Below are 26834 nucleotides of genomic sequence, written 5' to 3'. Positions count from 1 at the left end.
TCGCATTGCGACGTCGCCGCATCATGCGCGTTGAACACCGCTAGGAAGAGATTTGGTCGATTGCCTCGTCTGGTGGAACCACTTCTCCCCCGTACGAGGCTGGATAGCTTCACTTTGTATGAGTTGCAGTTCCCCGATGATCTTCGCTATCGCCTCATGGCCCGTTGCGCCTTGCGGCCATCTGCTGAAGTCATCCAACAGACTCTCCGATTCTGGCTTGGTAAAGTCAAAGAACCGGACACCGCGGCCCAGGACCTCATTAACGATCGCGACCGTGGCTTGCCGAGCCGCGCTCTCCTGCGGCCACCTGTTGAAACCGATCACCAAGCCCCTGAGGTCCTGGACAGTGAAGTCTGAGAGTCCCGACTTGCGGCCGGCACGACGAAGGACCTCGCCCGCGAGCACCACGGTCACTTGACCACACGGCAGCTCCTCCGGCCAATTGCTGAAGCCGTTCACTAAGTTCGCGAGTCCCTGCTGAGAAAAATCGCAGAGCTGAGTGGCACGGCGTAGAACCTCACGAGCGAGTGAAACCGCTGCTCGGCGAAACGCCGGCTCTTCCGGCCACTTGCTAAAACCATTCACCAGGTTTGCCAAGCCCTGCTGAGTAAGATCGGGGAGCTGATCAGCACGCCAAAGTACCTCCCCAGCGATCGCGACTGTAGCCTTACGGCAGGTCGCATCGTCAGGCCATTTGCAAAACCCGTTCACCAGATTCGCTAGTCCCTGCTGGCTGTAATGAGGAAGTTGGTCAGCACGGCGCAGGAGCTCACTTGCGATCGCGACTGTGGCTTGACGAGAGACCGCATCATCTGGCCATTTACTGAAGCCATTCACCAAATTTGCTAGATCCTGCTCGCTATACTCATGAAACCGGGCGACCCGTTCAAGAACTTCGCTTGCGATCGCAATCGTGACTTGACCACAGGCCAGCTCTTCCGGCCACTTGCTGAAACCGTTCACCAGGATGGCCAATCCCTGCTGAGGAAACTCGCAGAGCCGGCCGGAACGATGCAGAATTTCAAGTGCAAGCGCGGCTGCGGCCTGGCGCGAGGCCGCCTCGTCCGGCCACTTGCTAAATCCGTTGACCAGGCTCACCAATCCTTGCTGTGTAAAGTCAGAGAGCTGGTGATGACGGCGCGCGCGCCGAATGACATCGCCCGCGATTGTAACGGCGGCCTGGCGAAACTCTTTCTCTTCCGGCCATTTGCTGAAGCCGTTTACCAGCGCCGCCAGGCTCAGATTGTTCAATTCTTGAAGCGGCCTGCTTTCCTCACGACAAAACTTAGCTATTCTGATCGCCCCTTTGCGACATTCCGCTCTATTGGAGTGCCGACCGAATGATGCTGCAAAAATAGAAAGAGCTCTTATTCCAATTTTCCCAATCAACCCATGGTCAAGCAACGACACGCGAGACGCTATTCTCTCGCAAGCGTCCCGGCCCGCCTGACCTCCGGCCTTTCGGCTCACCGCATTGCATGTCGTGGCATAGCCCCACGATCTCCCGGCACGGACGCTTTCCTCGAAACCCGGCAGGAATCTAGATTGAAACTCAAGGGCTGCCTTTTGCAGAAAAACCGGATGGTCCGTCTTGCGCAGCTGTTTGTCCCGCGCAACCACCACGGTTGAGAATTCAACGATGTCGCGAGCACGATCGATCTCGCTTAGCGCCGTCGTCAGATTGGCTTGAGCAGACATGGGACCTTCCGAGCTTTCGCCGCAGCACCTTGTGCGGCCACCAGCTCAATGCGACCGGTCACCGCTCCCGGCTGAATATTAACCGCCTTGCAGTTGAAGCACCTGCTTGCGAGAGCCGGGCTGCTCACTTGGCGAGCCCTCGCTGCACAGCAAGAAATGCGATTGTAGAATTTGTCAGCGACATTCTACTGCGCGCATCATTCCATTACCTCATGACACATCACGATTCCAGCCGTAGCAGGGCGATTGACAACGGCCAGCACGGCATCGCCCGCGCCGATGGATGCCAATTGTTTTCTTGCCAATGGCCCGCAAGCGACAACATCGGCAATTAGGAAGCCACCTCTGCCCGAACATATTGAACTGCCTTTGTCTTTACGAGACTACAACCTGACGCAGCGTGGGGTTCAAGCTATTAAATGGGTATCGTGGCGTGGACCTTGCACAGACGACAATCAAGGTGACGATCGCAGCCCTTATTCAGTTCGACACGACTTCGAATGACATTTACCCCCTGAGGTCCCAAGCCCGCTCCTGCGCTTCCACGCGCAGGATCTCGCGGTAAGCTCGTCTTATCTTGCCGCCTGGCCATTTCCATGATGCTGGTGAGCGCGACAACCCTACTCGTAGACATGCCCATTGAGAAACGATTGTGATTGTCCGGCGGCAAGCGCGACACTGATCACCGCCGGGGACGGCGAGCGCAATGAAGCCGCGACGGTCGTACCCATGCTGCTGGAGTCAACATCGCTACGTTTCCCCTCGTGAACTACTGCTGTGAGTTCGACGCCGATCAACCCTGTGGAGCGCAGGAATTACGCAACTCACACGATCGCAGCGCCGAAAAACCGCGGTGATTCGCAGCAAATTCCGGTCGCACGCCCAGCGTAAGGTGATATGTGTTGATGACAGTCTTGAATACATTGAACCGCTTGCCAAATCCGCCAGGCAATGGTGACGAATGGCGTGTTATCACGCGTAACTCCATCGGCATGAATGCGGATGGAGCGTCTCAGTGCTGACGCGTACGCGTTGGTTCTACTTCCAATGTCCAAGTAAACCTGCATCTGTGATGACTTCGATTGATGATAAATTAAGTGAAATCAGATGGGTGCGAAACGAGATCTGGCGCTGTCGCAGGTTGCTTACGACGGAATTACCTCGCGAGGAGAGTGTGGCCGTTGAGAAGCGCCTCCTTGAACAGCTTTCCGCCTTCGAACGGCTCTTGACGACCGCATTTCCTCTGGTCTTGAGTTCTGGAGTGAAATCGTCCGAAAGCAATCCGATCGGTTTAAGTGAATCCACCGAAGCGCTTGTTGAGAACGCCTCAACGGCATCAACCGGCTCCGTCGGGAGCTCGATCGGCGGCTAATGCGAGCGGCTTCTCGTGGCTGCGCGGTCAATCATCAGGGGGCTTGCTTAAGAAGCGCTCTGGTCCGGTGTCTCAGTCTCGATCCAGGACCGGAACGTTGTTGTCACCTCGTTTTTTTGATCCGCTCTTTCTCTCCGCCGCGGTTGGCATCACCCGGCGACATTCGACACGCAACCCCTTGAAATTGTCCCTAAGACAGAACATGGCCGCGTCCACGTCGCCACGCCCTGTAAATCGGTCACAGAAGCGCATCACGTCTGGTCTGCAAGACGTCAAGATCTCTTCTGATCTTCGTTCTCGCGCGCGAGCGAATCCTGTGGCTGCGATCGCAATCGCAACAAGGGCGGTTACATGGCAAAGCGCAGGGTAAGTCCAACCCGTCCGTCGCCTTTGCCTCAACAAACCTCTCTTAAGCTGCATACCCTTCACTATTGTTTTTTTGCCCTTGCGAGTATCGTCTGCCTGGCAAAGCGGGTCGCCGCATTGGCAGGAGCGGACTTGGTGTCGTTGTTGCGGGACATCCGAATCATCGTTGCATCGCGCGCCAGGCATTGCGGTCAAGATCAAAGCACAGCACAGGATGGCTGCATTCCAGCGCGCTGCAGCCCACGTTAGCTAATGTGTTTAGGTCTTGTGACATTCGCGACGTCAGTTCCCAACATGACATTTCTGCAAAGGCGGCCGGTCCCGCATTGCCTACAACCTGACGCTACGGTCGATTCAAGCACTTTGATCGTCAAACAATTACCAATGCGCTCCAAGAAGGGCATATCCATATCTTGACGGGAGACAATAAGGAGAGTTCCTCGACAACTAGACACTTCACCGGCGGCAGCGCGTGTCAGACATCACCCAACGCCGACCGGTAACTGCCCGGCTACGCGAGGGCCAACACATTGTTGAAGGCTTCGCAAGGGCACATGATTCCATCGCGTCGATCACGCGATCGAATTACGTCGACGCTGCTCGTTTTGATAGGCGTCCGACCTAGGTCGCAAGCCTGCGCGCTCAAATCATGGGACCGACAGCTTTACGACCTGCCAAAATCGTAGGCCGGAATGCCTTCTCAGGGTGCTGATTGTCGCGTGTGGGACGGTCGGTTGATTCCAAGGGTTCGAGCCGACTGCTGCCGTTGCTGAAATTGAAGACCACATCAACAGCCAGACCTTCTCTACTGGCACAGCGGTTGCTACCAACAACGATACCGGATGAGATCTGGGCGAGATACCGAAAAGAAGCCATTCGTCCTTGACTGTGGGGACTCATTCCGATGACAGGCGGGCGAGCGGCGACCCGCACCTGTTCGCGCACGAATTATGACAAAGGGCGAAGCCTGGGATGAGGAAATCAGCGGTACGAGAGCTTTACACCGTAGGCAGGTTATGTGTTCTGGCCGCTGGGATTCTGGCTTCGTCAACGGCAGGCGCCGATGATGATTTGATGAGTGCGGCGAGGCAGATTTTCAAGCCGATCCCCTCTATCGTTCCTGCGGTCAAGGACAACCCTATCACCCACGAAAAAGTCACACTCGGCAAGACCCTGTTCTTCGATCCGAGGCTATCGGCGAGCGGGGTCATTAGCTGCAATACATGTCACAACCTTGGGACCGGTGGAGTAGATGCCGGCCCGAAGTCGGTTGGTCATCGCTGGCAGCTAGGTTCACGTCGCGCGCCAACGGTCTATAACGCGGTCTTCAATGTGGCGCAGTTCTGGGATGGGCGCGCGGCTGACCTCAAGGCGCAGGCTGCAGGCCCTGTCCAAGCCAGTGCGGAAATGAACGCGACGCCCGCTCGCCTTCTCAACACGTTGAATTCAATGACGGACTATATCGTCATGTTCAGCAAGGCATTCCCTAACGATGCGACGCCCGTTACCTTTGACAATTTCGCCAAGGCCATCGAGGCCTTCGAGGCAACTTTGATCACGCCCGCCGCTCCCTTCGATCAATACCTCGAGGGCGATCCGTATGCTCTCAGTGCTCAGCAGAAAGCAGGATTAAAGCTATTCATAGAAAAGGGATGCTCATCCTGCCACAATGGTATCAACGTCGGTGGCCAGGATTACTTCCCGTTCGGCGTGATGGAACGGCCAACCGCAAGCCTGCTGCCGAGGGACGACAAGGGCCGCTTCGCCGTCACCAAGGTGCCCGGCGACGAGTATGTTTTCCGCTCCGCGCCGTTGCGCAACGTCGCATTGCGTCCTCCCTACTTCCATTCGGGCCAAGTTTGGAGCCTCAAGCAAGCTGTTGGCGTGATGAGTGAGATACAACTCGGAGCGAAGCTGAACGATACAGAAAAAGACGACATCGTCGCGTTTCTAAATTCGCTTACCGGCCAGCTGCCTAAGATTGATTATCCGATATTGCCCACGCGTACCGATACTACGCCAAAGCCCTCTATGGACAAATAGGACTGTCACCTAACGGTGCCAAGCACTCGTCAACTGCGAGGAAAAATGGCGCGGCGACTCAAGCTTTCCGCAGCCAAGTCAAAATGCACCGTTTCAGACTCGAGCTTGCAGTCCAAACTCCGGCTCTGAGTTCCTCCGGCTGGCTCCTCGGCTTCTGCCACAGAAGTCAATACTTGCCTGAGCCCGTCCGCCTCTCGAGGCAACGAGCATTCCTCAATTTCGAGAACGCGTTCGTGGAGCGCTACGGCCCGGGGCGTGGATCTCGATGGATCGTCAGCCATCATGGCCTGGTTTGCTCTTCGGCAGCTCGATTGATTCCGCGTTCCAGTTTGGCGGTGTCTGCTCGAGAATGTTACGGACGAAGAACTCCAGGAGCTTGAGCTGTATATAACTGCCCGGTGTTCCGTGATCTGCGCCTGGCACATAAAGCATATCGAAGTATTTTCCCGCCTTGATGAGCCGATCAGCAAGCTGAAACGTGGCGGACGGATCGACGTTGCGGTCCATTTCGCCGACTATGAGCAGCAGCTTACCTTGTAGTTTGTCGGCATTGTCGATGGCGGAGGATTGCGAGTATTCGATGCCGACCGGCCACCCCATCCATTGTTCGTTCCACCAGATCTTGTCTAGCCGGTTATCGTAGCAGCCGCTGTTCGCGACCGCGACCCTATAGAAATCAGGATGGAAAAGTAACGCGCTCACCGCGTTCTGCCCACCGGCGGAAGTGCCAAAAATGCCGACGTTGGATATATCATACCAGGAATACTTCGCGCTCGCCGCCTTGTGCCATAGGATCCGGTCGGGAACGCCGGCATCCTTCAGATTTTTCCAGGCAATGTCGTGGAACGCGCGCGAGCGATGGTTGGTACCCATTCCATCGATCTGAACAACGATAAAACCGAGTTGTGTGAGCGGCTCGATTGAAGCCGAGAAGGACTTGGGAACGAAGGAACCAGTGGGGCCTGCATAGATGTGCTCCACCACGGGATACCTTTTGCGCTGATCGAAATTGATCGGCAAGTGAATGACACCCCATATGTCCGTATCGCCGTCGCGCCCCTTGGCGTGGAAGCTGAGCGGTGGCTGCCAGCCAGCGGCAACGAGCTCAGAAATGTCGGCGCTCTCAACCTGCATAAGTTCGGCATTATCACTGACACGGTACAACACCATACGGGGCGGAACGCCGATGCGTGACCACAGGTCGACATAGTAGCGACCGCTGGGCGAGAACTCGATGTGGTGATTGGCTGGCTCAGGCGTCAGCGCCGTGAGTCCTTTTCCATCGAAGTCAATGCGATAGGCATGGACGAAATAGGGATCCTCGCCAGGGTTCATGCCGCTGGCGCCAAACCAGATCTGACGCTTTATCGGGTCGACACAATACACCGCACGGACCACCCACTCTCCTCTGGTGATCTGGTTCTTGAGTTCGCCTGTCCGGCCGTTGAACAGATAGAGGTGCTCGTAACCGTCACGCTCCGAGGCCCAGATGATCTCCCTTCCATCATCGACGTCGTAGCGGAACGTTTTTCCAGTGTTAACCCGGTTCATCACCAATGGCTGGTAGTCGACAAAGGTCTTGCTTGCCTCATCAATCAGCGAGCGCGCTCGGCCCGTGGCGCCGTCGACCTCCACCACGCGATAGAGCTGGTGCCCGCGCTGATTGTATTCGAAAGTGAATCCCCGCCCGTCCTTCCACCACTGGATCGCCGAAAGACCGTAAGGATTTCGGAACGCTGCATTATCGATTGCGATCGCGCGTCGGCTGCTGACCTCAAACAGCACGGGCTGGAGTAGCGTCAGAGTATCACCCGGTTTTGGATACACCATGGTCGAATGTCTGGGCTGACGCTGGTCCGCCGGCGATGATTCGAGGTAATGGACCTCCCGTTGGCGGCCTGGACGGACTCGGTAGACGGCCAGGTGAGTTGAAGCTGGAGACCATCTTAGCGTCGAGAGAGCATAATAGTCACTTTCAGCCCCGTCCCAGGTCAACGGGATGTGCTGCAAGTCGTCCTGGCTGCGCAGGAAGACATTGTAGTTTCTAATGTAGGCCAGCCATTTGCCGTCAGGTGATGCGCTTGTCTCGTTCGGATCGTTCTCTGCCGGCGGCGTGTCGTCGTACGGGCTCTGCGGATATGTGCCCGGGTGCATGGCATTGCCTGTGCAGTCATAGCGTACAAGATCGCAACTCCAATGCGTATGCGCGAGATTGAAGCTAATCTTGCCACCCTTGTCGGCCAGCTCGAAACGGTCGAACGGAAGATCCTCGGGCCTATAGTTCTTGTGGCTCGCCCTGCTCAGCGCCGCCGCGAGGCGGGCTTGATCAAAAGCCGGCTGCTTTGAGCCTTCGTCGGCATCAACCAGCATGAACTGGTGCTTGCCTTGTGTCGTCCGCCGATAGACGAACGCCTCGCCCTCGCCGAGCCAGAACGGCACGTCGGGAACATTAACAGTAAGCCGGCTATATCGGTTCTCAATCGTGAGCGCCCGCTCGTAATCGGACCGCCCAACCGGCGCATTCACGACCTCGTCTACCAGGCCGTGCGCAGCTTTGCATTCCTGCTGAACCAACAGTGCAAGCATTAGGGCACCAACTTTGTACATGATGATCAACCTCTCCTCTTGCATGCCGACACCGATCTGAGATTACTTCGCGGTATGCAATTCGCCATTTGGCTGACCTTTGTTGCACGTTAAGCGACATGAAACTTGCACTCAACCTCGAGGCAGAGCCGTATGGTACTCTGACGAACAATTCGCCGACATTGTCGCGTCACTTCCACGCCGCTTGTGGTGAGCAGAATTTATGCCAACAAACTGATCCGCAAGCCCGCGGCTTTCTTGACCACGATGCCGTCAGCGCAACAAGATCGGTGGCGTTGAAACACGGCGCGCATCAGGGGCCGAGCAAAACAGGCATGCTGCGCGTGATCACCTGAGGCAGACGACGTCGCGGAATGTCATTGCGGATGTAGCTATTGTCACGCCCCTTGGCGAACCACTCAAACAAGCAGCTCCGGGACTCCGGGCAGCGCCGGACTGAGCCGATCTATAGATCGATGCTCAGGTCAATTCGACGACGATAACTCAGCTGATGCGCCGTGGATACAAACCGCAACAATCTATCTTAGATTCCTCTCGACACGTTGGCCGCGGGTCCGCCGACGAAATGAACGCGCTGAGAGATTTTCTGGTCTGCGACGACAACTCCTAGTGCCGACCACTGCATCAGGGGCGAATGTCGCGGTCGTGGCCTCTCCAACCCATTCTCGCCGCAAGAGCCGACAGTATCATCTTCAGCTTCCATCCCGTCCATCCTGCATGGCCGGTTCGCGACGCGGACGTCTGGAACTCGACGACACGATGGGGCGATTCACACGCGGGGTGGGGGCCCATACGAACTTCACCATGAACGAAGCCTCCCCGTGCACCATGCTATTAACCGGCACGCAGATTGCTGGGTGAGGAACAAGGAGCTGCCGCAAGAAAAAGCGGCCGCAGCGGACCATCTTCGGAGTCCCAATGAGGCTTATCCGATTTGACCTGGCTTTGATGCTGCTTGCACCTGAAGTCGCAGAAGCCATGAACCCCGGCGTCCGCGAACACTTCACATCGGTCCCTAACGCTGTGGCGCCGTTCGAGCCGATTGCCGACCACGAGGCGATATCAAGCCCTGGCGGTAGCCGACGCGTCTACAGCCAAACGACGCAAGCCACGCCAGTTCATCCGGCGGATAAACTGCGTCCGGCCAAGCCGGCTGAGGATTCCACGATACTGGACGCCCGCCTTGCATGTGTGATCGGTCAGCGCTTCCGGCAGCGTTCGATCGCCACGATCCTCGATGACAGGGAGATGCTCAAGATGCCGGCCGTCGTAACACCGTCGATCTGCAATGCTGCCGCGGCACCTTTTTGGCCTCCTCGGGGCGGAAACGCTGCGCTGGCGCAAAACGGACTGGATTTTCGCTAGCATGGTGATCATCGCCTTTGCGGCCATTCTCGTCGTGATTTGATGGAAAGATACAGCATAGGCGCGGGCTCGTGAGAGAAGCAAAACCGGGCTATATCGAAGTCGCCTTCAACGGCGCCCCCGCAAGCATCCCGTTGGATGCGCGATTCAGCGTGCCGGCCAAGGGTGTCACGGCAATTTTCGGTCCGCCAGGGTGCGGCAAAACCACGCTCGCGCGCTGCATCGCCGGCGTCCAACGTCTGCCGGGTGGATTCTGCGGCATCGATGGTGAAATTTGGCAGGACGAAACGACGTTTCGGCCGCCTCATCTGCGTCCCGTCGCATATGTATTCCAGCGACCGATTCTTTTTTCTCATTTGTCTGTCAAGCGCACCCTTCTGTACAACGCATCGAAATCGACATCGACAGTGATCGACTTTGATGGCGTGGTTCAGTTGCTCGATTTGGCGCCATTGCTGGACCGTTCGCCGTCACATCTTTCTGGCGTCGAGCGACAGCGACTTGCTCTAGGTAGCGCGCTACTAGCTCAACCGCGGCTACTTTTGCTGGACGACCCGCTCATTGTGCTCGACCGTGCCGCCAAGCGCGAGGTTCTGCCATTTCTCGAGCGCATGCGTGAGGAGCTCACGTTGCCGATGATCTATGTTTGCCACGACATGGCCGACATCGAGCGCTTCGCCGATTATCTCGTCATGATGAAAGATGGCATTGTGACTGCTTCCGGGCCGCTGCACGTCGTTCAGAGCAATCCAGCGCTTGCAGCGCGGGGCGAAGCGGCCGTTTGCGTTGATACCGTGGTCGGCGGCTATGACGGGCGCTATGGACTGGTCATCGTCCGCCTCAGAGGCGCGCGTCTGTTGATACCTGGGCCGCCGCTCAAACCTGGCGCGCAGCTACGGCTGCGCATCGCAGCTGCCGACGTCAGCATCGTGCGCGAAGCTCCGCGCGCAAGCTCCTTCCTGAATGTCTTTCCGGCACGCATCAAAGCCTCCCTGCCGTTCGACGAAGCTGAGATCACGCTGGTTCTGGCGCTCGAAACTGGCCGCTCGGGCGTGCCGCTTTTGGCCCGCATCACACGCCGCTCCTTTGATGCGCTAAGGCTCAGTAACGGAATGGACGTATTCGCCGAGGTCGCGCGAGCCTTGCCGGTCTCGCCCCCCGAGCGATTACTCATAACGCCCGCGACACCGGTAGGAGGTCTTTCACAGCTGAGCGCGGACACGCGAAGCGAATAGAAATAGGACCACGACCATGATCGAAAAGCTTGATAATATCGATCCGACCGATGTGGCAGCGATTCTCTACCAGCCAGAAGACGACGCCGATAAGCTGCTTGCCGATTTTGTCCAGGATCTCGCGCGGCATGACGTACGCGTCGGCGGCCTCGTCCAGCGACACTTCAGGAATGCAGGCGGCACGCACGTTATGCTCGCAGTCGACGTTGCGACAGGGCGAGAGATCTCGATTTCCCAGCCACTCGGCAGCGGGGCGGCATCCTGTAAGCTCGATCCAAACGGACTAGCCGAGGCCGCAGTTGTAGTTTCCCAGGCGCTTCGCGACAAGATCGATCTCCTCGTGATCAGCAAATTCGCCAAACAAGAAGCCGCCGGCCGCGGCCTGCGCGCTGAATTCGTTGACGCGATCACTCGGGGTGTGCCGCTCCTGACAGCGGTTCCAAGAAAATGCCTTGCCGACTGGAGAGCTTTTACCGGTGATGTTGGCACGCTGTTACATTGCGATCGCCAAGCCGTAGAGAAATGGTGGTGCGACGTCGCCACGCGCTTGGCGCGGCGCCACGCCCTCAGCCCGAGCTGGGGCTATTTTGGGACGATGATACCGGACAGCTTGATGACGGCTGCGAGAATGTCGCCAGCGTCGACACAGCAATCGCCGGTCGGACACCTTCGTTTCCTACGAAAACAGCCTTAGCTTCGGCAGCCGTGTCACACCGTGAGCTACCGTGATGCTCTGCGAGGACGCGGAGGATCCATTCTCGATCGCCACTTAGACGTCTCAACCAGCGGATCAATCGCTGGTCGACGAATCTGGCTGCGACTTTTACACTGCGGCGCCCCACTCAGCACTTACGCGGCGCTCACACGACGTTCCAAGCGATCAAGCATTGCGTATCCAGTCAGCATGATTGGAGGTGGATGTAAGAGCCATCAGACCTCACGATCAGTGTCTGCAGCCAGGCCGCTGGTTAATTGCGACAATCCGATCTTGAGAACGGATGGCATGTCGCTTGCTTCCCCGGTGATGGCACAACTTTACGCAAAGCAAACTTGTGAGGTCAGCATGCTCGGAATTGGAAGTCAGTTGCCGCCGTTCGAAATCACGGGCGTGAAGCCCGGCTTTCAGGCGCAGGAAGAAGAAGGACGCAGCGCATTCGAGACGCTGACCGAAACAAGCTTTCCAGAGAAATGGAAGATCATCTTTTTCTACCCCAAAGATTTCACGTTCGTCTGTCCGACCGAGATCGCCGAGTTCGGCCGCCTGTCCAAGGAGTTCGCCGATCGCGATGCTGTTGTACTGGGTGGTTCGACTGACAATGAGTTCTGTAAGCTCGCCTGGCGACGTTCGCATGCGGACCTGCACAATCTACCGATTTGGCAGTTTGCCGACACCAAAGGGACCTTAGTCGATGGCCTTGGCGTGCGTTCGCCCGAGGGCGTCGCCTACCGCTACACCTTTATCGTCGATCCAGACAACACAATCCAACACGTCTATGCGACCAATCTCAATGTCGGGCGCAGCCCCAAGGACACGCTCCGCGTTCTGGACGCGCTGCAAACCGACGAACTCTGTGCCTGCAACCGCGAGGTAGGCGGCGAAACCCTGAAGGTTGCGTGAGGCAACATGTCGTCAATTGAGCAGTTGAATGAGACGATCCCCGATTTCGCCAAGGACGTCAGGCTTAACCTGGCGTCCTTGCTGGGCGATGATACGCTGTCGCCGCAGCGACAATACGGCCTGCTGCTGGCGACTGCGATTGCCACTCGCAATGCAGCCCTGATTGCCGCGATCGAAGCGGCAGCCGCTGCCGTGATGACTCCTGCCGCGATTGCCGCAGCGAAATCCGCAGCCTCTGTGATGGCCATGAACAACGTCTACTACAGATTCGTTCACCTCGTATCCAACCCGGAATACAAGAGCATGCCGCCACGACTGCGCATGAACGTGATCGGCAATCCCGGCGTGGACAAGTCCGACTTCGAGCTGTGGTCTTTGGCGGTCTCGGCCATAAACGGCTGCGGTGCCTGTGTCGACGCTCACGAGAAGACGCTGCGGGCTGAGGGCGTCAGTTCCGGAGTGATCCAGACTGCCGTGCGCTTTGCTGCGATTGTGCAATCAGTGGCGGTTGCGATCGAGGCCGCCGGGCTCGCCCCCTCGAAGGCGACGGGTTGATTTCTTTGCGCCGTCCGATCTTCATCGGTTGTGGCGCCACTCAATGGCGCTACGATCATTCCTTCGCCAATCCCAAGCGCGTGTAGTATCCTCAAGCTGTCTTGCTGCGCGTCCCCTCGGGTGCGCGCTCGTTCGAACTTCACCCTCCGTGCAGACGAGCCGGAATGCGCCACAACGGCAGTGAGATCCACCGTTTCATGGCGATCACACCGCGGGCCCTTCGTTGCACTCTCACCCAAACTTGAACAGCACGCCGTACCCGCCGCGCGGATGGCTCCATTTGATGTCGCCGGTAGGTTCAGCGATCACGCGACAGGTGCCGCACTCGATGCAGCCGTCGACGGTTATCTCAACTTGGCCACTGTCGTTGAGTTCGTAGCATCGCGCAGGGCAGGCTTTCAAAAGCGCAAGTAGCTGCGGCGACGGCGTCGTGTGCGCGCGCACGGTGACGTGAGGGTGACCGACGTCGACAAGATAGCGGTTGTAGTACAGCTTGTCTTCGACGCGCACTGAGGGCTCGACATTCATGTTTTGACCTTCCAATTGCAGGACTTCACACCGTTGCCGCTCAGCGCCAGGCGCGAGCAAAACGACACGCATCTCCGAACAGACCTGTCCATGAACGCGCCTTGACGAAGGATTTCAGGGTCGCCTTCTCCTTCTCAACTTTCGGCGTACCATCGACGCGTACAAAGTTCTGCAGCGCCTTGGAGATGAGCTGCGGATAGGTAAGAAAGAAGTTTTGCGAATGAGTGTGCATCAGCGTCGGCATGTCTTTGTACTTCTTGAGGTCTTTGATGACGAAGGACTCGTCCAGCATCCTCTTGTAGAGCGACAGATTTTTCGTGGACATCAGCTCGCGGCGCGATTTCACCTGGGCGATCGCTTCGGCCGCGATGCGGCCTGAGGTCATGGCAAGATTGGAGCCTTCGCGATGAATGGCATTGTTGAGCTGTGCCGCGTCCCCCACCACCACCCAGCCCTCACCGTAGAGCTGCGGGATTGCTTTGTAACCGCCTTCTGGAATGAGATGCGCCGCATATTCCTTGACTTCGGAACCTGCGATCAGCGGCGCCACGGACGGATGTTGCTTGAAATGGTCGAGCATGCCGTAGGGCGTCTGGCCGGTGCGCTGGAAATCGGCGACGAGACAGCCGATGCCGAGCGAAATGCACTCCTTGTTGGCATAGATGAAACCCATTCCGGTCATGCCGCGGGAAATGGTACCGGCCGCCTCGATCACGACGCCTTCGTCGCCCTTGAGATTGAACCGCGCCTCGATAGTCTCGCGAGGCAGAAAGTGCATTTCCTTCACTGCGAGCGCAACATTATCCGGCGTTGGCCGTGAGCGCAGACCCGCTCGCGTGCCGAGCAGGCCATTGACACCCTCGGCCAGCACGACGACGTCGGCGTGTATTTCGCCGTCGCGGCGATCTGTACGAACTCCGACGATCCTCTCATGGTCGTCCCGTACGAGTTCGGTGACTGTGGTCTCGCACAGCACGGTCGCGCCGGCCTCCCGCACCTTCGAGGAGAACCATTTGTCAAACTGCGCGCGTATGATTGTGTATCGGTTGGGCCGCTCCTCGTTGAAGTCATCCGAGCGGTAGTGCATCCCGACATGGGAGCGATCGTCCATCATCCAGAAACGCTGTTCGACCAGATGGCGTTCCAGCGGAGCCTCCTCGCGAAACTCGGGGATCAGCTTTTCCATCATGTCGGCATAGAGAATTGCGCCCTGCACATTCTTCGATCCGGGATATTCACCTCGCTCGAGCTGTAGCACCTTCATGCCGCGCTTTGCCATCGTCAACGCCGCCGCGTTGCCGGCCATACCGGCTCCAACAACGATCGCATCGAATCTCTCTTCAATCATCACATCATCTCCTCTAGACCGCGATGCGGGCGCGCGAATTCGGCAAAAGCCTGGCGCGAAATGCTGCCGTCAGCGACGGGAGCAACTGCATGGCATCACTGACGATCGCGACGTGGGCGAAGTCGAAGATCGGCGCATTCTTGTCGGTATTGATGGCGACGATCAGGTCCGCGCCCTCCACGCCGACCCTGTGCTGGATCGCGCCGGAAATGCCGGCCGCAATATAGAGCTTTGGCCGGATGGTCTTGCCAGTCTGGCCGATCTGCCGATCAGACGTCACCCACCCCTTTTGCACCAGAGGACGCGAGCAGCCAAACTCGGCACCAAGCAGAGCCGCCAGTTCGCGTACCAACCGAAAATTCTCGGGCGATCCCAGTCCCAAGCCGCCGGCCACCACGACATCGGCATAGGCTAGATTGGACGTTTCGGAATCTCGGTCGGGAATGAACGTCAGCACTTTCGTGACGATATCGTCTTCAACGAGGCCCAGCGGATGGATAATAATGCGAGCGGCATCGCGTACGATGCGCTCCGGCATCGGCATGACGCGCGGGCGGACGGTTGCCATCTGCGGACGATAGTTCAAGGTATAGATCGTGCACAGCAGCGAGCCGCCAAAGGTCGGACGCGTCGCCGCAAGCGAACCATCGGCGTCGACGTCGAGGGCGGTGCAGTCGGCGGTGAGTCCCGTCGACAAGGTGGTCGCCACCGAACCTGCAAGATCGCGACCGAGTGTCGTCGCGCCTAACAGCAGGATCTCAGGCTTGTAGGTGTTGACGAGTTCGGTTAGCGCTTTCGTATAGGATTCGTTGCGGTAATTCGACAGAACATTATCGCTCACGAGATAGGCCAGATCGGCCCCATAGCAAAATGACTCCAGCGCGGCGTTGCGCGTCGGCTGCCCCTCCGGACCGATAACCACCGCGGCGAGATTCACCTTCAGCCTGTCAGCAAGCCTGCGCCCCGCACCCATGAGCTCCCAGGAAACCGCATGCACCTGGCCGCGCTCCTGCTCGACGAAAACCCAGACATGCTTGTATGCCTTAAAGTGCTCCGGCAGCTCTTTTTTGGCCGCCGCGCGGCCGGCGGCCGGCGGCGCGGCCGTTTTGGTGACATTGCTCATGCTTTAAGTTCCCCTCAATAATACGGGCGCCCGCGCCACAGGATTTTCCACTTCGGTTGCTATGTTCACCTTTGATCAGCGGTGGCCGGGTGCTCGGTGGTCCCGCCTGCTCGGCGCGGCCCAATCGCGCAACGAGAGACGTCGCCTGGGGTGAACGTACCGGCGTGTCAGGTTCCGAGTGCGCCCCGACACAGATTTCTTGCGCGCTCTATTCGACAAGCGCCAGCGAGGCGACCAGGCCGCGTCGATCGCTCTGTCTGGCCCTTTCCATGCTTGAGTACGCGGCTCCGCTTGCTGCGGAATAGCTACACCTCGCTTTCGACCCAGCGCTCCACATTGGCTGTGACGACCAGGGTTATCTTGCCACCACACTGTCATGCAATCCGTGTTCAGCCTGCAGCGCCCGTGGGCCGACATGGGCCACTTCTCCAGGCCCATATTGGTATCGGCCATGGGGTAGATGTGGACCTGCGCAGAATCGGGTAGCAGCTTGATGCGATGCATACCTTCCCTGGCTGCAGCGTGGACGGACGACTTACCCATTGACCACCATTTTGCGCTCGATACCGGCTTCAATCGCATTCGGATGGCACTGCGTGAGCATGAGCCAAGAGATGATGCCGCGGCTCTCGGCAGGCAGTAGAAGTAACGTGAAAGCTTTTCCTTCAAGTCTCATCTCGGACGGCTACCATTTGTCGGCATCGATGACGGGATCGGCACCACAACAGCAAGTGTCGTACCAGTTGCAAGAACCAAGAAAAAGCCGGCGGAAGCAATGAGTTGGAAGACACTTAGAATGGTTGCTAATACCCACGACATGACCAGTCCGAACATGGGTCGGGAATACGACAGCGCCGCTCGAACGATAACTGTAGGGAGTTGATCTGGATGAAGAGGAAGACTGCAGGAGGGGCTGCCACGACGCCACTTGGGACAAACCTCGCTGCGGTGAAGCGCAAGATCACTTCAGCTCGCTCAATGGGACAAAAGCCTTCGGCTTGTCATGCTCCGTGGTCGCATCCTTCAAAACCTTGAACACTCGCTCGTCGAGCGGAGACGATGCCACGAAGTCGGCATAGGCCTGCTCCAGCATCGCTTTGCAACGAGCTCTGATGTCCGGCTCCGCGGCACCAGCGAATTGCTCTTTGGCAAAATATTGTCCCATGCGCCTTAGGATGTGAAGGCGCGCGACATTGACGATCCCAGGATCGTACTCGACGCCTAGCAGCGAAAAAAATTCTTCCGCCGACGAGGCCTTGCTGAGCCGGTCCAGGATACCGGCTGCTGGGTGCGAGTTACTCATCCAAAATCTCCTTTTGAATTTGCTTGTGGACATCCGGCGAAAACGCGGCAGTGCCCGGTGATCCTGTTGCAGCCCCACACCTCGCACCTCCAGGCGGAGGCAGGCCGTCATCGTTGCCGCCGATCAGCTAACAGACCTCGTCATCGCGGCGCCTGGCTTTAGAATGGTCTGCACAAACGGTGCTGGGCAGGCCTCTTCACGCGCGGCGGGGCGCCAAGCATCCGCACACATCGCGCCAGATCGCCGCGACTGCTTCGCGCTCGACTGGTAGCTTGTGCTCGATGGCATGCTTGCGGACTTGCGACAGGATCTGTCTGGCCTGATCGGCGCTGGCGACGAGCTGTAATTCAGTGAGCAACGCAGTGATCGCCGAGAGCCCAGAATGCTTGCCGATCACAAAACTGTTGCAGCGCCCAAGCAGAGCCGGATCAAGCGACTGGTAGGTGCGTTGATCCTTTAAAAGGCCATCCACATGAATGCCCGATTCGTGCGTAAACACATGCTCTCCGACGATGGCCTTGTTCAGAGGAATCGCACGTGCGGCTGCGGCTGCAACCACCACGGCGACGTTCTCGAGTTCCGGCAGTATGATGCCGGTCTCGCAGCCATAGAGCTGCTTGAGCGCGACCGCGACTTCCTCGAGCGGTGCATTTCCGGCCCGTTCGCCGAGGCCGATAACGGTTACCGAAGCGTGGCTCGCGCCAGCCTTGATGGCAGAGAGCGTATTGGCGGTTGCCAGGCCGAGATCGTCGTGACCATGAAACTCGAGTTCGAGATCCGTGGTCGCACGCAAACTTCCGACCAGCGCAGAGGTTGTGTCCGGGTCGAGCACACTGAGCGTATCGGCAATACGAAAGCGACGCGCGCCCGCCGCTCTTGCCGCTTCCATCAGTCTAATGAGAAAATCGATATCGGCGCGGGAGGAGTCCTCGCCGCCGACGGCGACCTCAAGTCCCCGCTCGCGCGCATAATCTACCACTCGCTTCACTTGTTCCAGCGCCAGGTCGCGACGACCGCCAAGCTTGGCCGCGATCTGCACATCGGAACTCGGGATCGATATATTGACCATGGACACCTTCGCTTCGATCGCCGCGTCGATGTCTGCTTCCCGCATCCGGCACCAGCCTATGGTGGTCAGTGGAAGCTCTGCATTGACGACAGCGCGGATGGCGGCGATCTCCTCCTTGCCCATCGCGGGCGTTCCCGCCTCGATCTCCGTCACGCCGGCCCGGGCCAGCGCCTGCGCGATCGCCAGCTTTTCTTCTGTGGTGAACGCAACGCCGGGCGCCTGCTCGCCGTCCCGCAATGTCGTGTCATTGAGCACAGTTGGCTTGGCGCGCGCTTGCTCATGCCAAGACTGTTTGGTGGTGGCGGCCATCACGAAAAGGCTCCATATATTTTTTGACCCACCTACGCTTCAGCAACCCGCGTGCCAGCCCGCCATCCCTGGCAACCCATTGAAAACACGGAGCTCTCTTCCTCGGCCAGCGTACTTCGCAAATGATTTGTCGCAAACGCGACAGGTTTAGGAAGCGGACGCCTCACCTTGCCTCTTGCCACGCTGAGCTCGAACGTTAACCCGGTTGCGGCACGCCGTGATGCAGGAATTGTTTGTGGCTTGGAACCGCCTTGGGCCCATCGTCGCTCTCGCATCGAAACAGCGTTAGCCGCGCCCCTCAACTCCTGCGGAGTGGCCAAAGCCCATGAGGCGTTCTCAGATGGACTGTGAGATCGAGGATCCTTGTGACAACTCAAATGGGCCAGTCGCCGCTGACGTCCGGGCGAGCCGCCTGCAACAGAAGGTCGCGGCGGCGCTCGGCCATCCGGCTCTCGCCGCCCTCTTCGCCGAAACAGAGATTGAAGTCGTCACATTGCGTGCACACGGGCGTTGTGCACATGACGAGGCCTTCGTCCTCGCACAGCGAGCGGTAGAAGAAGCGCTTCCAGCGCATATTGTTGATATTGCGCGCGGCGAGCGGCGAGAAGTGGCGGCTTAGCAGCCGAGAGAGTTCGCCACGATTGCGTAATCCGAGATCTTCCCACAGGTGATCTGGCTCTATGGCGCGGCGCGCGATCATCGCGGCTAGCCAGCCGCCGATATGCCCGTTCGTCGAGCGTTGCTTGAGCAAAAGATCGCGCACCATCGCGATCTCGTCATTCTCATCGCACTTAGACGCCAGGAGCTGCTCCGAGATATCGACCTCAACCGATGGAAATTGCTGCGCCAGCAGGGTCGACAGCTGGTGGCCGGACAGGCCGGCCTTCTCGGGAAGCGGGCCACCATCCATCGAGGCGGCCGCCAGGATTGACGCCAGGACATGGCAATCGAAATTGCTGTCGGTCGCAATGTCGGCCTCTTCAGGAGGCACGCCAGTGAGCGCTCGGTAGGTCGCAATTCCTCTTTGCACCTTGCTGCTCGCCTCGACGGCGCAAGAAGCCATAAGCGGAAGGAAGTGCGCTCCTGTCATGATGTTTTGGGTTCCCATAGCGGTCACGTTTGCCCAGCTCCACTCTGGCTGGTCAGATAATCGTCAGAATGCCGGTCTCCCCGGATGGGGGGTGAGGGAGACCGGCATCCGTCGCGCGCCTTCACAAGGCCGCGACCCGCGACCTTTACGAGGCCGCGAGTTCGGCGGCGGTCTTGCCGACGATGGATTCGTCGACGGGCTTCATAATGCCATGCTCCATCAGCATGTCCTCGAGCTCATCCATGGAGATCGGAGTCGGAATGATGCCTTTGCCGCCATTGTTGTGAACCTTGGTCGCAAGATTGCGATAGTGATCGGCCTGCTGCGACTCAGGCGCATACTCCAGCACCGTCATGCGCCGTAGCTCGGCATGCTGCACCACATTGTCGCGCGGCACGAAGTAGATCAGCTGAGTACCTAACTTCTTGGCCAGCGCCTCCGCCAGCTCCAGCTCCTTATCGGTCTGCCGCTCGTTGCAGATCAGGCCGCCCAGCCGCACGCCGCCAGAGTTGGCGTATTTCAGGATACCTTTGGAGATATTGTTTGCGGCATACATTGCCATCATTTCTCCAGACATCACGATATAGATCTCCTGCGCCTTGTTTTCCCGGATCGGCATCGCAAAGCCACCGCAAACGACGTCGCCGAGCACGTCATATGAGACATAGTCAATGTTCTCATAGGCGCCGTTCTCCTCCAGGAAATTGATCGAGGTGATGACGCCGCGGCCGGCGCAGCCGACACCCGGCTCAGGACCACCGGACTCCACGCAGCGGATGTCCTTGTAGCCGACCTTCATCACGTCCTCGAGTTCGAGGTCTTCCACGCTGCCAGCGCTCGCTGCAAGGCTCAAAATCGTGTCCTGCGCCTTCGCGTGCAGGATGAGGCGCGTCGAGTCCGCCTTAGGATCGCATCCCACGATCAGGATTTTCTGGCCCATCTCGGCCAGTGCCGCCAACGTATTCTGGGAAGTGGTCGACTTGCCGATGCCGCCCTTTCCGTAGAACGCGATTTGTCTCAGTGAAGACATGTTGTTCTCCATCAACCGATTTGCCAAAAGTTGCGTGCTTCCGACACGCGAGCTTGTTTCTCTCTCAGAAACGGGGCACACGGGTTCAAGGGAAGGAGCGCATCGCTCGTCTTACGCGTCGGCGTGCACCCAGCCCTCACTCAGTGTTGCTGCAACTCAACAGCAATCGCCATGCCAACACTGTCCGCGCTTATTAAGCTTCTGATTACGCTCTAAAAAGCCAACGAGCCGCTGAGCTACCCCAGGGAGGTTTGCACCGGACAGGATCTGCGCGGCTGTCAGAAAACGAACAACGGCCACACCCATCAACCGGAAAACGCCGGTTTGGCATGATCTGGTTCGATTTCCTCAACTGGAACGGGACTTGCTCCTCTTCTTGCAAGCCAGTGGCGGCAATCTGCGGAGAGCAATATGCAGGTCGAGGTCAGATCCTCTAAGGCAAGTGGCCGGCGATGGGGTTCGTGGTCGAGGATGACGAGATCAATTGTGCGGCTGACCTCCCGATTGATCCAGCTGATCAGATCGGTGCGCATGAGCTTAAAGGCAGCAAGAAGCGCCTTACAAGGGCCCTGCAGGTCGAAGCTAAATGAGGCCCAGCTCCGCGTCGATCGTTCAGCTCAGCTTACCGACACAGGTATACCATGGCGACAATCCTCTTTTATCAGAAGCCCGGCTGCGTAACCAATGCGCGTCAGATGCTGGCGCTGAAGGCCGCTGGCCATGATGTGATAGCCAAGGATATATTGAAGGAGCAGTGGGCTGCGGAGCAATTGCGACGCTTCTTCAACAATATGCCGATCGCATCCTGGTTCAACCGAGCCGCACCTCGTATCAAGTCGGGCGAAGTCAATCCTGACGCAGTCGACGCAGCGAGTGCACTCGCGTTGATGCTTGCAGATCCACTCCTGATCAGGCGACCGCTGATCAACGTCGATGGCGCTAGATGCGCCGGATTTGATCATGAATCTGTGCTGTCGCTGCTTGGCCGGGACACGCCAGATGGCCTTGAGGGATGCTACCAGGAACAGAAGAGCAAGCACTGTCCGTAGATGTGAGGATGCGATCGATCGTAATACCATGCCGCCAACCAATGCGAACAACGCCCCTCCCACTTCCGGCTTTTCAGGATGACCGACGGCAGTTCGCTGAGAACGCCGACGTACGTGGCTCTTCGTAACCACCGGCGCTCAGATTTGCTCGGTTTGAATATGACCTTTCCGTCGCCAGCGATATATGACACCGCTCAGTTCGACCGCGTTTATTGCGCATGATTCCTGCAGCCTGCGTTTGGTCGGACCTTCAGGCCGAGACACGGCTTATTGAAGCGATTCGGCTCAGACAGAACATTGAACTGTATAACGATCCGCACGGAACCGCGACGCTTCGTGATCCTTATGCAACGTGGCTGCATAATTGCGCTAGCCGTCTCGCCATTTGATCAGCATCAAATCTTTCGCCGTCCTCCATGTGTGACAGAGATCTCGCGAGACTTTTCGCGCGAACTTTGGAATGGAGAATTCGATGAGGACAAAAACAATTCTGACGACGGCATCGCTGCTTGCGCTCACGTGTCCGTTGGCCAGCATCTCGGTACAGGCCGCGGACCTGGCGCGGGCCCCGATCTACTACAAAGCACCTCAAATCGAACCCTTCAATCCCTGGATGATCCGCCTGCGCGTGCTGGGCGTTTTGCCGGATACCGCAGGCAGCTCCGTCAATGTCGCCGGGGCGCCGCTGCTGTCCTCGCCCGCTTCCGGCCTATCGATCAGCGACCAAGCGGTACCGGAGCTCGATATCACCTATTTCTTCACAAACAACGTTGCCGCCGAACTCATTCTCGGCGTGACCCGCCATCACATCAGCGGCACCGGCACGCTAAATGGCCTGGATATCGGCAAAGCTTGGCTGTTGCCGCCAACACTGACACTGCAATATCACTTCACCGATTTCGGCCCGTTCAAGCCCTACATCGGCGCGGGCATCAACTACACCGTATTCTTCAAGCAATCGGCAGCCAATACGTCGCTCGCCGGCCTTGCGGTGACGGATTTGCACATCGGCAACCAGTTCGGCGCTGCGGTCCAATTCGGCTTCGATTACATGCTTGACCGCCATTGGGGCCTCAACTTCGACGTGAAGAAGTTGTGGTTGCGGCCGGATTATACGGCGACCGTAAACAATGCGATCGCCGTCACCGGGCGCGCCAATATCGACCCATGGCTTGTCAGCGGCGGCGTCACCTACAAGTTCTGAAGCTAGACACACGCTTCAGTGAACTTTCGGACGCGCCGAATCGTCGGGTGCGTCTCCCCCCGCTGTAGTGCAGTCCAAAGGTGAGCGAGATGATGTGTAAAAGACACGTCGTCTCGCCGAAAGCCGGGAGCCATTCGCAGCATTGCACTCGCTGCGGACTACGAACGTGGCGGTAAGCTGTGGAACACAAACGGATCGAACCAATAGCGATTCAAATGATCTTGCTCGTGTTTATCGGCGATAGCAGAAGCGGCTGCTCGCTTATCAGAGCCTAGAATTCAAGCCGGCACGCTACCGTGTGAAAATGACCGCCTTGCGAGAACTTGAGCTCATGGCTCTTCGACTGCGATCATGAGCAAGACTCAATCGAGCCTCCCTCCAACCGAATGTTGCGGACAGGGCCATAGCGACGGGTCAGTCGTCCGCCGCTGCGCACGTACTGGAAGCATTAGGGCACCGGTCATCGTCAACTGTTCCGAGATGCCAGCTATTGGCCGGATAGGCCAGCCACGTTTGATATCCCGGGACGAGCGGCGCTAAAGGTCTTTAGCTTCGCCACAGAACCATCACAAGGCGGTCGACACGTTTGCCCTGCTTGAGATGGGATTCTACGATTTCATCAACGTCCTCAGGAGTGGTGGCGCGATACCAGACTCCGTCAGGATAGACAACCATCAAGGGACCGGAGTTACAAAAGCCAAGGCAGCCCGCCACCGTGAAACCGACATCGGTGAGGCCTTGGGCTTCAATTGCCTTACCCAACCGATCCCAGAGGGCCTGCGCCCCAGAAGCGCCGCAGCTGCCATGCGGATGATTCGGCGGACGCTGCGTGTGGCAGGCAAAGACGTGATGTCTATAAAGTTGAGGAAGCTCGAATTCAGTTTCTGCGTTCATGCGCCTATCCTGCAATCAATGGGCTCCGTCATCTGAAAAGGACAGGATCCGAGCGTATCCGCTCAAACAATCTGCTCTTCAGTCGAACGCCACATCGACCAATTGATCCTACTAATTCCCACTCGAGCTTGCGAAAGCAGGCGAAATGAGCGGGCGACATAATGATGATTATCGCTGACAATCAGCGACAGATACTCGGCATCTAGAACAGAGTTTCACCCTCGCGATACTCTTCCTCCGTATCACTTTAACCATCAACCTCTTCAAGCAAGTTCCGCACCAGATGCGCGGCGCTCATTTCTGCAATCGATCTCATTTTCCACGCCGCCGCGACTGACAATTATGCCGAGGTTGCGACAATGTCGCCCACCGCTGTTTCGTGCATGACAAGTGTCGCATCGCGTTTGATGCTCCGCCGCTTCACCCTTTTGCATTTCGAGTTCGCACGCAAAATCGCCGGGCGACGCCCGCTTGCCCGTTCATGCATTCGACCTTGGCTGCCGCCATCGGCTGACTAGGGCGGCGGCACTCGCTAAGGGCATCGCATGAACGGAAGCTTGGCATTGCAATTGCTACGCCCGCTTCGGCGACCGTCCAAGAATCGCGACACAGGATCGTCATTCCTCCAGACCAAACGGTCCTGTCAGTCTGGGTCCCCCCATTTCACCCAGCCCAGACGATGCCCTCGGCCAACTTGTAACCGCCGAGGGCATTTCCTTCGCGAAGATATTGTATTGCTAGCGCCAAAGCACCTCGTTGGTGCCGCCCAAGATCGCGATTGCCCGGGATACGACGGGCCGCCTATTTGCCCCTGAGTTCAAAGGCATTGACGCGCGGCCGCGCCAGCACTCACAAGTACGATGACATTATTCGGTGGCAACGCGCCGGGGCAGCAACTTGAGCAACGGCCAAGTGATACGGCTGTTAATCGGGATGGATCGTTATATCCATGGTTTCGTCGCTGTCCTCAAACGCATTGGAAAACCGATCGTCCTCCAGCAGCTTGACGCCACAAAGGCAGACGTCACCTTCGATGACGGCGAGCGCGACCGGCTCAAGCGTTTGTCCATTGCACGGACCATCGATGCACAACCCAGTGTCGATCTCAAATCTCGCACCGTGCCGTCCGCATCTAAGAAACGAGCGATCGGAGGAGAAAAACTCGCCGGAACCGATATTGAGCCATACGCTATCATGCGGACAACGATTGACGTACCCTAGATATTCGTCGCCGAAAGTGCGAACCACAACAATTGGAAACGGCCGGCTCTCGCCGCTGTCGTCGACCCGCGACAAGATAAAGCCCCTCGCGTTACTCCGCTCGATGGCATCGGACGGACACACGGCGAACACCTCGATCTGATCGCCGATCGGGCCGATCATCCCTTTGCTCATCCGGGCCTCGCAGTTTCCTGCTTGAAGGCTTCGACCGCTGCCCGGGCCAGCCGAAAAGCGCCGCGGCCACGTGCGAGCGGCCGATAGGTCGATCCAGCGCGGGTGCTGAGAACATCAAACCATTGGGTCGGCGTGAGCTTCGCTGGGCGCTCGCTGATTTGGATCACCCTCCCGTTCGGAGCGAAGCGGACGTGAATGATGACTTGTTGCGAGTTCATAGCAATCCCCTATTTGGCCGACTTTAAAGACCCGAGCCGAAACTGAGGATCTCTATCGTAACGTGCTCGTTTTTCAGCAGCTTGGCGCGCCTCAAGCCTTGGAGACCGCGCCTCGCTACCTGCAAGCAGGCCTTCTTCGCGCAGGGGCCTGTCCTCGGTCGCCTTGCTCATCTCGCCCGATGTCACAAAAGTCGCATCATCGCCACTCAATCCTCTTCCTGCCATGTGGTGGATGACGCGCATTCAGTAGATCGCTGCCCCTGCGCCCACGTTGATCGACGCATCTTTCATGGTCTCGACAATAAACTCGATCTTGTTGTTCGTGAGATGGGTGTGAAAGGGCAGGACCAGAGCGCGATCGGCGATCTTTTCCGCAACCAGGAAATCGCCCCGTCGATAGCCGAGCTCAAAATAGTGGCGTTGCAAATGCAGCGGATGGCTATAGGCGGCGGATTCAATTTGAGCGGCGCGCAGATCATCGACGATGGCATCGCGGCCGGATCGCGTGAAGCGTGTCCCGAGATGGACGAGATAGAGCAACCAGTTCACATCGGTCACATGAGGACCAACATAAGGCGGCTTGATGCCCTCAAATGATTGCATATGCGCGTTGTAGAGTTGGTCAACCAGCCGACGACGCTCCAGGATTTCATCGAGACGCTTGAGCTGCGCCAGCCCTAAGGCGGCCGTGAGATCGCTCATGCCGGCCTGGTATGGTGCTGCGGCACCGACGATCACGGAGGAGCGCTCGTCCAGGCAGTGGGCGCGATAGCGACGCAAGCCGACCGCGATCTCGATATCGTCCGTTACCACCATTGCGCCTTCGCCACAGCTTAGAGCCGAGGGCTGGGCAAAGTCGAACACCGCCAGATCGCCAAACCGGCCGACGAGTTCGCCCTTGTAGCGCGATCCGACTGCTTCGGTGGAATCCTCCAAAAGCGCCAGATGATGGCGCTGCGCGATCGCCCGCAGTTCAGACCACGGCGCGGGGTGACCATTGGGATTGCCGGCGACAATCGCCCGCGTGTTGGCCGTAATGCGCTCTTCGGCTTTCTCTGGGACCAAGGTTCCCGACCAATAGTCAATGTCAGCTAATACCGCCCGTGCGCCCGCAAGACCGATCGCATGGACCGTCTCGCGAAAGGAATAGGGCGAGGCGATAACCTCCTGCCCTGGCCCGATGCCGAGCGACTTGAGCGCCAGCAGGAGCCCGATGGTGCCGCTCGAGACCGCAACGGCATATTTGCGGCCAAGATAGGCTGCAAAACCGTGCTCGAACGCCTCAGTGACCCGCCCATTGGAGATCTGCGGCGAGCACAGAACCGTTTCCACGGCGGAGAGCTCCGCGAAGCTGATATCAGGATCAGACAGTGGAATGAAGGATGTATTTGTCTCCATCCTGTCCGCGCCATCAA

At 58.1% G+C, this 26834-nt stretch carries 24 protein-coding genes; 10 read left to right on the top strand and 14 right to left on the bottom strand.

Annotated elements, in window-relative coordinates; translation table 11 throughout:
- Positions 1 to 21 precede the first annotated feature (21 nt).
- Positions 22 to 1698 carry a hypothetical protein gene (locus tag ACVIHF_RS42420; protein WP_456793868.1) on the bottom strand — a complete coding sequence of 559 codons (1677 nt, stop codon included), beginning with the start codon at positions 1696 to 1698 and terminating at the stop codon, positions 22 to 24.
- Between the two features lie 1015 nt (positions 1699 to 2713).
- Here ACVIHF_RS42420 and ACVIHF_RS42415 point away from each other — a divergent pair.
- Both ACVIHF_RS42415 and ACVIHF_RS42410 read left to right on the top strand, forming a co-directional pair.
- A complete protein-coding gene (locus ACVIHF_RS42415) occupies positions 2714 to 3070 on the top strand; it encodes a hypothetical protein (RefSeq protein WP_456793867.1) in 357 nt (118 codons plus the stop codon).
- A 1338-nt stretch (positions 3071 to 4408) separates the two neighbouring features.
- A complete protein-coding gene (locus ACVIHF_RS42410; RefSeq protein ID WP_456793866.1) occupies positions 4409 to 5479 on the top strand; it encodes a cytochrome-c peroxidase in 1071 nt (356 codons plus the stop codon).
- 273 nt (positions 5480 to 5752) lie between these two features.
- On the opposite strand, the gene ACVIHF_RS42405 is transcribed toward ACVIHF_RS42410, so the two are convergent.
- Complete coding sequence (locus ACVIHF_RS42405; RefSeq protein WP_456794183.1) at positions 5753 to 8086, bottom strand: DPP IV N-terminal domain-containing protein; 2334 nt, start codon at positions 8084 to 8086, stop codon at positions 5753 to 5755.
- A 98-nt stretch (positions 8087 to 8184) separates the two neighbouring features.
- Between ACVIHF_RS42405 and ACVIHF_RS42400 the strand changes: the two genes are divergently transcribed.
- From ACVIHF_RS42400 to ACVIHF_RS42375, 6 genes are all read left to right on the top strand, one after another.
- Positions 8185 to 8421, top strand: a complete 237-nt coding sequence (locus tag ACVIHF_RS42400; RefSeq protein WP_456793865.1) for a hypothetical protein — start codon at positions 8185 to 8187, stop codon at positions 8419 to 8421.
- 583 nt (positions 8422 to 9004) lie between these two features.
- Entirely contained in the window at positions 9005 to 9451 is a 447-nt protein-coding gene (locus ACVIHF_RS42395) for a hypothetical protein (protein ID WP_456793864.1), read from the top strand.
- A gap of 71 nt (positions 9452 to 9522) precedes the next feature.
- Positions 9523 to 10686, top strand: a complete 1164-nt coding sequence (gene modC, locus ACVIHF_RS42390; protein ID WP_310885439.1) for a molybdenum ABC transporter ATP-binding protein — start codon at positions 9523 to 9525, stop codon at positions 10684 to 10686.
- 16 nt (positions 10687 to 10702) lie between these two features.
- A complete protein-coding gene (locus tag ACVIHF_RS42385; protein ID WP_456793863.1) occupies positions 10703 to 11380 on the top strand; it encodes a DUF2478 domain-containing protein in 678 nt (225 codons plus the stop codon).
- Positions 11381 to 11749: 369 nt separating this feature from the next.
- The gene (locus tag ACVIHF_RS42380; RefSeq protein WP_310885441.1) at positions 11750 to 12304 is read left to right on the top strand and encodes a peroxiredoxin; all 555 of its coding nucleotides are present in this window, start codon (positions 11750 to 11752) and stop codon (positions 12302 to 12304) included.
- 6 nt (positions 12305 to 12310) lie between these two features.
- Positions 12311 to 12859, top strand: coding sequence for a carboxymuconolactone decarboxylase family protein (locus ACVIHF_RS42375; RefSeq protein ID WP_456777520.1), 549 nt, complete (start codon positions 12311 to 12313; stop codon positions 12857 to 12859).
- Between the two features lie 231 nt (positions 12860 to 13090).
- Here ACVIHF_RS42375 and ACVIHF_RS42370 read toward each other — a convergent pair whose 3' ends face one another.
- The 8 genes from ACVIHF_RS42370 to ACVIHF_RS42335 all read right to left on the bottom strand — a co-directional run bounded on the left by ACVIHF_RS42370 (position 13091) and on the right by ACVIHF_RS42335 (position 21192).
- A complete protein-coding gene (locus ACVIHF_RS42370; RefSeq protein WP_456793861.1) occupies positions 13091 to 13387 on the bottom strand; it encodes a ferredoxin family protein in 297 nt (98 codons plus the stop codon).
- Positions 13388 to 13427: 40 nt separating this feature from the next.
- Positions 13428 to 14735 (bottom strand): FAD-dependent oxidoreductase, encoded by a 1308-nt coding sequence (locus ACVIHF_RS42365; protein WP_310885443.1) that lies wholly within the window; start codon positions 14733 to 14735, stop codon positions 13428 to 13430.
- A gap of 13 nt (positions 14736 to 14748) precedes the next feature.
- Complete coding sequence (locus tag ACVIHF_RS42360; protein WP_456793860.1) at positions 14749 to 15858, bottom strand: electron transfer flavoprotein subunit alpha/FixB family protein; 1110 nt, start codon at positions 15856 to 15858, stop codon at positions 14749 to 14751.
- A gap of 961 nt (positions 15859 to 16819) precedes the next feature.
- Positions 16820 to 17161, bottom strand: a complete 342-nt coding sequence (gene nifW / locus ACVIHF_RS42355; protein WP_310879768.1) for a nitrogenase stabilizing/protective protein NifW — start codon at positions 17159 to 17161, stop codon at positions 16820 to 16822.
- Positions 17162 to 17357: 196 nt separating this feature from the next.
- Positions 17358 to 18539 (bottom strand): homocitrate synthase, encoded by a 1182-nt coding sequence (nifV, locus tag ACVIHF_RS42350; RefSeq protein WP_456793859.1) that lies wholly within the window; start codon positions 18537 to 18539, stop codon positions 17358 to 17360.
- Between the two features lie 373 nt (positions 18540 to 18912).
- Entirely contained in the window at positions 18913 to 19629 is a 717-nt protein-coding gene (locus ACVIHF_RS42345) for a nitrogen fixation protein NifQ (protein WP_456793858.1), read from the bottom strand.
- Between the two features lie 145 nt (positions 19630 to 19774).
- Positions 19775 to 20659, bottom strand: a complete 885-nt coding sequence (gene nifH, locus ACVIHF_RS42340; RefSeq protein ID WP_310879918.1) for a nitrogenase iron protein — start codon at positions 20657 to 20659, stop codon at positions 19775 to 19777.
- A 305-nt stretch (positions 20660 to 20964) separates the two neighbouring features.
- Positions 20965 to 21192, bottom strand: coding sequence for a hypothetical protein (locus tag ACVIHF_RS42335; RefSeq protein ID WP_456793857.1), 228 nt, complete (start codon positions 21190 to 21192; stop codon positions 20965 to 20967).
- A 108-nt stretch (positions 21193 to 21300) separates the two neighbouring features.
- Here ACVIHF_RS42335 and ACVIHF_RS42330 point away from each other — a divergent pair, with 108 nt between their 5' ends.
- Entirely contained in the window at positions 21301 to 21708 is a 408-nt protein-coding gene (locus ACVIHF_RS42330) for an ArsC/Spx/MgsR family protein (RefSeq protein WP_456793856.1), read from the top strand.
- 460 nt (positions 21709 to 22168) lie between these two features.
- Positions 22169 to 22912: an OmpW/AlkL family protein gene (locus ACVIHF_RS42325; protein WP_050383126.1), complete on the top strand. Its 744-nt coding sequence runs from the start codon at positions 22169 to 22171 to the stop codon at positions 22910 to 22912.
- Positions 22913 to 23458: 546 nt separating this feature from the next.
- Here the strand turns inward: ACVIHF_RS42325 and ACVIHF_RS42320 are convergent.
- From ACVIHF_RS42320 to ACVIHF_RS42305, 4 genes are all read right to left on the bottom strand, one after another.
- Positions 23459 to 23806: a (2Fe-2S) ferredoxin domain-containing protein gene (locus tag ACVIHF_RS42320; RefSeq protein ID WP_456793855.1), complete on the bottom strand. Its 348-nt coding sequence runs from the start codon at positions 23804 to 23806 to the stop codon at positions 23459 to 23461.
- 924 nt (positions 23807 to 24730) lie between these two features.
- Positions 24731 to 25201 carry a Rieske (2Fe-2S) protein gene (locus ACVIHF_RS42315; RefSeq protein ID WP_310885446.1) on the bottom strand — a complete coding sequence of 157 codons (471 nt, stop codon included), beginning with the start codon at positions 25199 to 25201 and terminating at the stop codon, positions 24731 to 24733.
- A 227-nt stretch (positions 25202 to 25428) separates the two neighbouring features.
- Positions 25429 to 25662, bottom strand: a complete 234-nt coding sequence (locus ACVIHF_RS42310; protein ID WP_456793854.1) for a hypothetical protein — start codon at positions 25660 to 25662, stop codon at positions 25429 to 25431.
- Positions 25663 to 26817, bottom strand: a complete 1155-nt coding sequence (locus tag ACVIHF_RS42305) for a DegT/DnrJ/EryC1/StrS family aminotransferase (RefSeq protein ID WP_456794182.1) — start codon at positions 26815 to 26817, stop codon at positions 25663 to 25665.
- Positions 26818 to 26834: the final 17 nt, after the last annotated feature.

Source organism: Bradyrhizobium sp. USDA 4506, assembly GCF_054058795.1.
The sequence above is the reverse complement of the archived record's forward strand: the minus strand, read 5'-3'. Positions and strand labels throughout refer to the sequence as shown.